We start from the raw sequence: 7,046 nt of genomic DNA on the forward strand, positions 1-7,046 counted from the left end.
AGACAAAAAGAAACAAACGATCACTTGAAATCATAAACTCAGGATTTTTTATTCTTTCATCTGTGATAAAGAAGTACTGTTCAACCACATGATTTTATACCTTCGATGCACAAAAAACATAACATACTACCAAATATTGGTAGTATGTTATGTTTTTTAAATACTATCAGGTACTCTTTGTACATCTACTTTATTGTAGCTCATTTTCTAAATCAATTTACAGAAGCTTTTATTTCATCAATGGAATCCGTTATCACCCAGTCGTTCATATTATTCTCATGATGATACTTAAGCGGCTCAATAACTTCTAAATAAGCAATTTTGTAGATAGCCAAATGTTTTTTACCTACGCCTCCTCGGATAATCATTGTTTTTTCTCTTTGTAACAACTTTTGTAGTTTTTCCCTTCTTTGTTCAAATACACTAGATGTTCTGACTGTCCTTCACGTTTTTGATACCACTTGCTTACTACCATTCTCACTCCATCTTTGACTAATCATTTTCATCCTTACTTCTCACAGGTAACAAATTCTTCTTCTAATTATTATTGGTACAAGTATAACAAAAAGAAACGTATACAAAGCAAAAGAGTTCTGTACACGTAGAATTATGACAACGTATCGATTGAAAGTAAGCTCCGGTATCAGTTTTCCTCCAAAGCTCACGAGAGAAAAAAGTAACATGCTACCTAAAATCGGTAGTACGTTATTATTCTTATCTAATGCTATCTCCTTTCTCGACATCGAAGTACGACTTTTTTAGAATATGGCCCCGAATGATTCTTTTTTATCCCTCTCTGACAAAAACATTGTTTTATTTACTTGGCTGAATTTTATTAGAAACCTGCTTCGTCAACCAACAAACGAAGAGAATCACTGGAAAAAACTGAAGAGGAAATAAAAACAGAAGCAGTGCTGCAGTAACCCATACTTGTTTTAAAATGATCGTTAGACTTGAGGCAACGATAATACTCACAAGTAATCCTGGTGTGAAAGGAAAAAGTTTAACAAATGCGAGCCCGACAGCAACACTAGTGAAAATAGCTGGAAAGATTTTCCCTCCTCGCCAACCAAATGCAAAGGAGATATTCGTCCAACACATTTTTCCTACGGCTAAAAATAAGAGATACCCAATAGTCAGTTTTTGATACTCACGTGAAAGAGTACCTACACTATGCTCCCCTGAGAAAAGGAAATAAGAGGAAATCATCCCAAAAATACCGATCAATAGACCAGCAAGTAATGCCAATAATAATGGATGATTGATTTTTTTGGCTATTCGTTCACTTACTGTTTCTGAAAATAAAAACAAATACCCGAACCCGATCCCACAAAGTATGGCTGGGAGAATCACATAAAGCAAGTTGATATCCCAAGTAATCGCTGGTGTACGGATTTCAAAGACTTTTTCTTGTGGAAAAAGTTTCTGAGTGAAAGTAAAACCTAAAATTCCCACGATGGTCGTGGCTACATACAAAACAATTTTTTTCCATTTGATACGTATGTTCTCTTGTTCTTGTTCAAGAGGCTGGGCAACACTCATAAATGGTGCATGAAAAATTACCGCAAGCATCGTTCCTAAACTTACTTCCAGAAGTTGTTCTCTTTTGGCAAGGGTCCACTTCATTTGATCGCCAATCCAGCTAATCCCCTCTCCTAGCAAACTACCTAAAGCTGCTTCTGGTCCAAGACTTGCGCCGAAAGTTAAAACAGCAAGTGCTGCTGAAAAATTTTTTCCCACACGATATTTATAAGTCACTGTCTTTTGTTCTTTAAATTCTTTTAGTGTTTCTTCAATTGTTTTGGGATATTGCCCAACTTTCTTTTGAAATAAACCAATCACCCCGCCACCGATAAGAGTCACGATCAATGGGTAATAAATAGGAAAAGACAGTGCTTCTGGGATCGTTTGCCAAACTACTTGGATCAAAAAATTGACGATGACTAAGAATAAAGCAGAAAAGATACCGACACAAAAACCCAAAAATAAAGAATAGAGCATAAAAATACTAGAAAATTTCATCATCTTCCTCCTCACAGCCGACTTTTTCATCGCTCTGTTTTAGTCTTCTATCATTTTTCTAATAGTAAGCATTTCCTCTTCTAATCGAGTGATTTCTTCCGCAACTTGTTTTAATTGATTCGACAAATCAGAATCAATCGCTATGTTTTTATATTTAAGTCCATGCTCCAGACTCGCCCAAAAATCCATAGCGATCGTTCGGAATTGGATCTCGACTAATAAGTTTTTGGTTTCTTCTAAAAAATAGACCGGTATCTCGATCAATACGTGGACACTTCGGTAGCTACTGGGTTTAGGATGTTTGAAATAATCCTTGACTTAAATGATCTGGATATCTGGATGACGTTGTAATGAGTCAATAATGTGATAATATCATCTGTATACGAACAAATCACACGTAAGCCCGCCACATCATGAATAGAGCGGACGATATTTTCTTTAGACAAGTCCAGTCCTTTTTTAGCTAATTTATTGACAAAACTTTTAAAAGTTTTGATTCTTTTTTGGATTTGATGGATTCGGTCTTTACGTCCAGTATATTTTACTCCGCTCAATTCCCTATTGATAATCAACAACTTCGTTTCTACTTTTTTCAATGCAGCCTCATGATCTGTTTCCAATTCTTGGTACGTCTCATAAACTTCAATTTCCATAAAATGATCCTCTGTATAGGAATCTTTGTTCAGAATACTAGTCATCTTACCATTTGGGTGCGCTTTCATTTCATCCCCTTCTTCTAGTTAAGGCATTTGTTTCTTACTATTCATTTTATGCTATTTAAAGAAAATTAGGTTAGAAATTGCTCAATCTTGCTTATGTGACAAGGATATCAACTAAGGAGAAAAAGGAAAACAAAGCCAAATAAAAAGAATCCCACCCAGCAAATTATTAGTAGGTATTCCAGTTTCCTGAACAGTGATATCAAATACTTTCTAGGTCTTGTGGTTTCTTGGCGTTGAATGGTTCCCAGTCCTGATCCTCGAAAGCTTCCTTTAGTAATCTAGTATTTGTATTTTTCTAAGGAATTATGATATACTAAAGACAAGAAAAAGGAGCTATGCTCGAACATAGCCCCAATGTAGAACCGTTAAAAAGACGGTGGCTTTTATTATTTTGATTTTTAACCATCTAACTACTCGCCAAAGTGTTTTAGATGGTTATTTTTTTTGGTCTTTATGGTCAATAATCAGCAAAACTAACGTCGCAAAAGCGATCATCAGTTGAATTGCTTCAAAAGTTGACACGTGCCTACTCCCTTCTAGGGATAAAGCTATGAACCATAGGCATCACCCCTTTTTCAAGAGATTAGCCACCATCTTTTCACTTTTCTACCTCTTAATTATATCATATTTTATACTAGGGATTACTAACTGAAAATCATACACGTTTTAACATTCAAAACTATTATTGCTATATGTTATAAACACTATACGCTAACTAAAATAAATGAAATAGTCAGTTTCTCACTGATTTGACGAGAAGGACGATAATTAAAAGCAAGTTGTCTCTAACTCACGTGTACAAAGTCATAATGAACGTAAAAAAAGCCAACCTTACAGTAGGGTCGGCTTTTTTGCTATTTGTATATAGCTTATCTCATTTCGCACTTACATCGTAGCAACAATAATTAAATACGTAATTTAAAGCTCTAGGTTCAAGCAATAGCTATACACGGGGTCTTTAACAGTGTTAGCGTGAAATATGAAGAAAACTAACTCTAAGTCGCTAGATTATTTTTGTTATTAATTAAGATCTCAACTCACGTAAACTTGAACCAAAGATTTGCTCAATTGTATCTGGATCATGGTGATCAAAAAATTGACTTTCATTATTATCTAATGTCGAAATCAAATGCATATCTTCCATTGATAATTCAAAAACAAACAGTGCAACCTCAGTCTTGTATCTTCTATTGCTGAAGCAATCATACGTGAAAAATTAGGTTCTTAAATTTGCATAAACTGAACGCGAGTAATTCTTAGTTAGCGAATTAGAATTACTCGTTTTTACTATAAAAATTTTATGTCGTCTAGATTAACAATCAAGATTTTTACCATTTTATTTAGAACTAAAGTATTCCCTCACTGTAATACTTCTATTTCTTCTGACACAGACATCATGTTTACTTTCATTGTGATCTGAAACTCCTCGCATACTTCTTGGACACCACCGAAATTAACAGAAAAAGCTATGACGAAATTTTTAATCTCAAATAAACTTTCACAGATATATTTTAGATATACTTTTCGTATATACTCTTTTTCGTTGTCGTCAATTTCAATCAATTTTGTAATTCGATCAGCATCTTTCAAATTGATTGCTCTCTCTTTTGTTTATAGAACTGTCCTAATATCAAAAATTGTTTTTTTACCTCTCCTCCCATTCTGAAATCTTCTATTATGTATATTACAAATTAATGTACAGATAAATATAAAATATTCTGAGTTCACTATTTTATGTAAAATCATGAACTAAAATTCGCATTTATTAACGTTTTGTATTTCAATTCTTTTAAGTTCATTATTATGTTACTATAGTGTTAAAATAATGAAGACAGAATGTTTCTATTTTAGAACAAAATTTAAGGAGATTTTTTGATGGTTTACAATGTTCAACCTTTACGAACAGCAGAAGAAATTCGTGATTTTCAATTTTGGTTACGAAGAACGAAATATCCAGAAAGAGATAGCTTTTTATTTTTGTTTGGAATAAATAATGGATTACGAATTTCTGATATAGTGAAGTTAAAAGTGGGAGACATTCGAGGTGTCCAAAAACCAATTATTATTGAACAAAAAACTGGAAAAAGAAAACCAATCTACATTCAAAATTTACAGCAAGAAATTGCTGCCTACACAAAAGAGATGGATGATAACGACTGGCTCTTCCCTAGCAGACAACAAAATGGGCATCTAAAACCAAATACAGTCTATAAATTATATGCTAATATTGCGAATAACTTGGGAAGAAATGATATTGGTACCCATACCTTACGCAAGACTTTTGGTTACCATTACTACAAACGAACACACGATATTGCTACACTGATGTTTATTTTTAATCATAGTTCTCAGGCAATCACTAAAAGATACATTGGAATTACAGAAGATGAAATTGGTGCTTCACTAGCAGACTTTAAAATTGGCATATGAAAAATTCACTTACGATATTATGAAATATTTAGTAGATGAAGAGCAGCTAACATATTTTTAAGAGCATAAAAACCTTCTACATAATAGTAGAGTTTTTTCATGATATTATTGAACAACACAAAATTTTTTATCTTGAGAAGCAAAAAAATTTTTAGCTACTATCAAACTATGATTAATTATCGGCGCTAATACTAAAGCGAGTTTTCTTATTCTAGTTTTCAAGATTGAGTAAAAAAATAAGATACTACCTCTATCAGGTAGTATCTTATTTTTAATTTCTTGACTTAGAATTCATTCCCCAATTACTTTGGATTGATTCTTTTGTATCTTTTTCAATTTGTTTGGCAGAGCGAATAATCTTGCCATTACTATCTAACTCTGGAATAATTGGATACTTTTCTCGAAACAAATTCAACTCTTTGTTCACGTCATTAAATAAATCTTGCTTGTCTTCTTGTGTCAAGTTTTGTTTAATGTACTCATCTAAGGCCTTTCTCAGCAATTCATCACGCGTCATACTCGTTTCATATTTTTCAACTAAAACTCTAGAAGTTGCATTGAGTAACGTTGATAATTTCAATGGATGCTTTGCAGAGTAGACTTTATCAAATTTCCTAATAGGAGCTCCTGCTTTTTTTACATGTTCCTGCTTCAATTGATTTTGACTTGTAGGTACATTATTCAAATTATTATTTTGTTCTTTTGGCTTTGCTTCTACTTTAGGTTTAACCACTGGTTGCTTTTTCTTTGCTTCCGCTTCTTTTTTTATTTTAGCAAGCCCTTTATTATTCCCAAAAATATCTAACCCTTTAATATCTGCCATTGAATTAGTTCACCTCCGCATACCAATTTTCATGCTCTTCCAGTTCTTTTAATATGTTGATAAACAATTCATGGCTTTTTCTATCCCATTGTTTTAATAAACCTTTTTTCGTTTTTTCCATAGTAATTCCCGAGCCGTCATAACGCTTCAAACGCGCATTTTTTAATACCACATTTTTAATTAAATGTTCACCATAAATTTCTTGTGCTTGCTTATACATTTCTTGATCAACAGCGTCACCACTTTCTAGCATGAAAGGAATGACCCCTGCAACATATAGCTCTGTATCAAATTCTTTGACAAAAAAGTCCATATATTCCAAATATTGCATTGCATTTCTCATAGATTTAACTTGGGTTTGCAAAACAACAATGGCCCAATCGGCAATGTACATAGCTGACTTACTATAAACTGAAATAGAAGGAGGTACATCTAAGTAAATAACTTCAAATTGATCGAATAATGGCTGTAGTCTTTCTTCCATATACTTAAATTGTGATAAAGAATCACTGAAATGTTCTTTCACCCAATCATCATACATTTCAAACGACATATCTGCTGGCAAAATATATAAATTATCAATTACTTTGTAGACAGCTTCTTCTGCTGGCAAATCATTAATGAGTACATCGGTCACAGTATTTTCATAAGCAATCGGTGTGCCATCTCCCCCGCCTTCATCTGCTGGAAAATTCATATGTGTTAAATTCATCACGTCTGAAGTATTCCCTTGCATATCTAAATCGATAATGAGTGTGCGCTTATTTTCATGAACAGCAGATTCGAAACCTAACATTTGTGCACAAGTGCTTTTTCCAACTCCACCTTTGAAATTACCAATAACATATTTCTTCGCTACCATGTCCTACCTCTTTTCTTTTAATTAGATACTACTTTAATTGATTTATTTTAGTATATCACAAATAATAAATACTACCCAAAATATTTATATTGAATACTACCTTAAATTAGTAGTATTCAATATAGCAACCTATAAATCATTGATAAATCGCCTACCTACACAGGTAGTATTAAAAAATCAAATTAAG

Annotated in this window: 7 protein-coding genes and 1 pseudogene; 1 reads left to right on the top strand and 7 read right to left on the bottom strand. The window is 33.0% G+C overall.

All coding sequences use genetic code 11. The annotated features are described in order from the left end of the window. Positions 1–212: 212 nt before the first annotated feature. From DOK81_RS12360 to DOK81_RS12365, 5 genes and pseudogenes are all read right to left on the bottom strand, one after another. Positions 213–368, bottom strand: coding sequence for a hypothetical protein (locus tag DOK81_RS12360; protein ID WP_242590028.1), 156 nt, complete (start codon positions 366–368; stop codon positions 213–215). 445 nt (positions 369–813) lie between these two features. Then, entirely contained in the window at positions 814–2,022 is a 1,209-nt protein-coding gene (locus DOK81_RS12045; protein ID WP_206911177.1) for a chloride channel protein, read from the bottom strand. A gap of 39 nt (positions 2,023–2,061) precedes the next feature. Further along, positions 2,062–2,286, bottom strand: a complete 225-nt coding sequence (locus DOK81_RS12415; protein WP_277988534.1) for a hypothetical protein — start codon at positions 2,284–2,286, stop codon at positions 2,062–2,064. Next, on the bottom strand, positions 2,283–2,744 hold the full coding sequence (locus DOK81_RS12420) for a hypothetical protein (RefSeq protein WP_277988535.1): 462 nt from the start codon (positions 2,742–2,744) through the stop codon (positions 2,283–2,285). The genes DOK81_RS12415 and DOK81_RS12420 overlap by 4 nt, the downstream gene beginning before the upstream one ends. A gap of 1,024 nt (positions 2,745–3,768) precedes the next feature. Further along, positions 3,769–3,915: pseudogene (locus DOK81_RS12365) on the bottom strand (aldo/keto reductase); the annotation flags it as partial. Positions 3,916–4,619: 704 nt separating this feature from the next. Between DOK81_RS12365 and DOK81_RS12055 the strand changes: the two are divergent. Then, positions 4,620–5,174, top strand: coding sequence for a tyrosine-type recombinase/integrase (locus DOK81_RS12055; protein ID WP_206911178.1), 555 nt, complete (start codon positions 4,620–4,622; stop codon positions 5,172–5,174). Between the two features lie 271 nt (positions 5,175–5,445). Here DOK81_RS12055 and DOK81_RS12060 read toward each other — a convergent pair whose 3' ends face one another. Further along, positions 5,446–5,997 (bottom strand): hypothetical protein, encoded by a 552-nt coding sequence (locus DOK81_RS12060; RefSeq protein WP_206911179.1) that lies wholly within the window; start codon positions 5,995–5,997, stop codon positions 5,446–5,448. A gap of 4 nt (positions 5,998–6,001) precedes the next feature. Beyond that, positions 6,002–6,859, bottom strand: coding sequence for a ParA family protein (locus DOK81_RS12065; RefSeq protein ID WP_206911180.1), 858 nt, complete (start codon positions 6,857–6,859; stop codon positions 6,002–6,004). Positions 6,860–7,046: the final 187 nt, after the last annotated feature.

This window comes from Enterococcus sp. DIV0660C (assembly GCF_017316125.1).
Classification (GTDB): Bacteria; Bacillota; Bacilli; order Lactobacillales; family Enterococcaceae; genus Enterococcus_B.

Excerpts from the sequence above, each read along its gene's own strand:
- DOK81_RS12055 (WP_206911178.1), top strand. The coding sequence starts at position 4,620 with ATGGTTTACAATGTTCAACCTTTACGAACAGCAGAAGAAATTCGTGAT.
- DOK81_RS12045 (WP_206911177.1), bottom strand. The coding sequence starts at position 2,022 with ATGAAATTTTCTAGTATTTTTATGCTCTATTCTTTATTTTTGGGTTTT.
- DOK81_RS12360 (WP_242590028.1), bottom strand. The coding sequence starts at position 368 with ATGATTATCCGAGGAGGCGTAGGTAAAAAACATTTGGCTATCTACAAA.
- DOK81_RS12065 (WP_206911180.1), bottom strand. The coding sequence starts at position 6,859 with ATGGTAGCGAAGAAATATGTTATTGGTAATTTCAAAGGTGGAGTTGGA.
- DOK81_RS12420 (WP_277988535.1), bottom strand. The coding sequence starts at position 2,744 with ATGAAAGCGCACCCAAATGGTAAGATGACTAGTATTCTGAACAAAGAT.
- DOK81_RS12060 (WP_206911179.1), bottom strand. The coding sequence starts at position 5,997 with ATGGCAGATATTAAAGGGTTAGATATTTTTGGGAATAATAAAGGGCTT.